The 1,602-nt window shown below is 44.1% G+C and carries 3 protein-coding genes; 1 reads left to right on the forward strand and 2 read right to left on the reverse strand.

Annotation, left to right across the window (positions count from 1 at the left end):
• On the forward strand, positions 1-197 hold a 197-nt coding region (locus R7P67_RS23850; protein WP_318086196.1), incomplete at its 5' end, for a DUF3622 domain-containing protein.
• Between the two features lie 87 nt (positions 198-284).
• Here R7P67_RS23850 and R7P67_RS23855 read toward each other — a convergent pair.
• Both R7P67_RS23855 and R7P67_RS23860 read right to left on the reverse strand, forming a co-directional pair.
• Positions 285-728 carry a hypothetical protein gene (locus tag R7P67_RS23855; protein ID WP_021823167.1) on the reverse strand — a complete coding sequence of 148 codons (444 nt, stop codon included), beginning with the start codon at positions 726-728 and terminating at the stop codon, positions 285-287.
• A gap of 210 nt (positions 729-938) precedes the next feature.
• Positions 939-1,602 (reverse strand): succinylglutamate desuccinylase/aspartoacylase family protein (locus R7P67_RS23860; RefSeq protein ID WP_318086197.1); only part of this gene is annotated, 664 nt, incomplete at its 5' end.

Here is a 1,602-nt window from a genome sequence, read left to right on the forward strand (position 1 = left end):
GTGAAACTGGGTTTGACAGCGAAGAAAAAGCACAAGCTTGGGCTGAACAAGAACTTGCGGGCTTCATCGAAAACCAAGTTGTTCGTAATGAGCGTAAAGCTGTACAGCGTCAAGAGCGTGAAGCAGAGCAACTTGCGGCAAAAGTTCGCAAAGAAGAAGCTCGTAAAGCACGCGAAGCTGAAGCTGACGAAGAATAATGGCATATATTCCGATTGATGTTTCGATCTGTCGGTAATGCTAAAAAGCCCTGAAGTTTTCTTCAGGGCTTTTTTGTTGGCTCATTTTCATAAGCAGTCAGAAGAAACCGAGAAGCCAAAAGAGCCTTCGGAAGGTGCGGCAAACTGTTGGTTGCCAGGCAGTAAGTGAGGATTGTTTGCGTAAACACGATGAGATGATTTGTTATTACGTGTATGCACAGGCGGTAAATCAATATGATGTAAGCCATCCGAAAGATCGTTGGCCTCACCGTAGTCAAAGTCTGTTGTGACCTCGGCGTTATTTTTTGTGTGGTAACAATGATCTGGCTTGCCTTCCTCTCGCCATTTGAGTTCTGAGCGTTGCGCGTCCAAGTTGAGTTCATCTGGAACAGATGAAGCATAATGATCTTCTAGTGAATGTTGTTGACTTTGTTCTTGTAAGTATTGAGCGATGTTTTCAGATTCTTGAGCGAGGAGATTTGCAGAAAGTCCAAGTCCCAACAAACAGCTAATGAGTTGTGTTTTATTCATAGATGTGTGCAAGCAAAAAGAAAACATAATACGAATAAATAAAACGCTGTGCAATTGTGCGGTGAACAAGATGAATTGAAATAAGCTAAACACGAAGCACAAACGTTAAGTTTTCATGTTTAAGTGTTTGTAATAAATAATATTGGTGAGTAAACATAACAAAAAAAGCCCGGCAACAGGTACTGGGCTTTGAGATCATAGAGCATGCAATTATGACTGAGTGTCGAGTGGGATTTGTCCCGTCGTTACCTGTTCGACGTCAAACTCAGTTAATCCTTCAATGTAGCTTTCTACCGCTTGTTCTACTTCATCGTCGCTTTGGCTGAAGTATGCGAGGTGGAAAATGGCATCGCCTTCGTTCACTAATGGCAGCGTTTGCTGACCGATCACTAAACCACTTTTAGGTGCTTTTAGCTCTATTTCATCGTGACCGAGGGGTGAGCTGATGTAAGCTAAGGTTTCACCTTTTTCTACTTTATCGCCTAGGTTCACCACCGTGCGCAAAATACCGTTGCCTGGCGCTCTAACCCAGCTGGTCGATTTCGCGATAACAGGTTCAGGCAGTTTTTTACGGCTGGCTCTTAACATACCGATCGCTTGCATAACGCGTTGAACGCCTAAAACACCAGCACTGATAGATAGCGGATCAAAGCGAAGTGCTTCACCAGCTTCGTAAGTCAATACTGGGATATCACACTTCTCGGCTTCGCTACGTAGCGAGCCATCACGCAATGCAGAGTCAACGATCACTGGCGTGGCAAATGCTTTAGCAATACGCAGTGTTTCCGGATTGCTCAGGTTAGCGCGTATTTGGGGTAGGTTAGTACGATGAATCGCACCTGTGTGTAAATCTAAAATGTAATCACAACGTTTC

It is taken from the genome of Vibrio sp. Vb0937, assembly GCF_033338855.1.

What these genes read in the sequence shown, in the direction of transcription:
- R7P67_RS23855 (WP_021823167.1), bottom strand. Translation starts at nt 728, where the DNA reads ATGAATAAAACACAACTCATTAGCTGTTTGTTGGGACTTGGACTTTCT.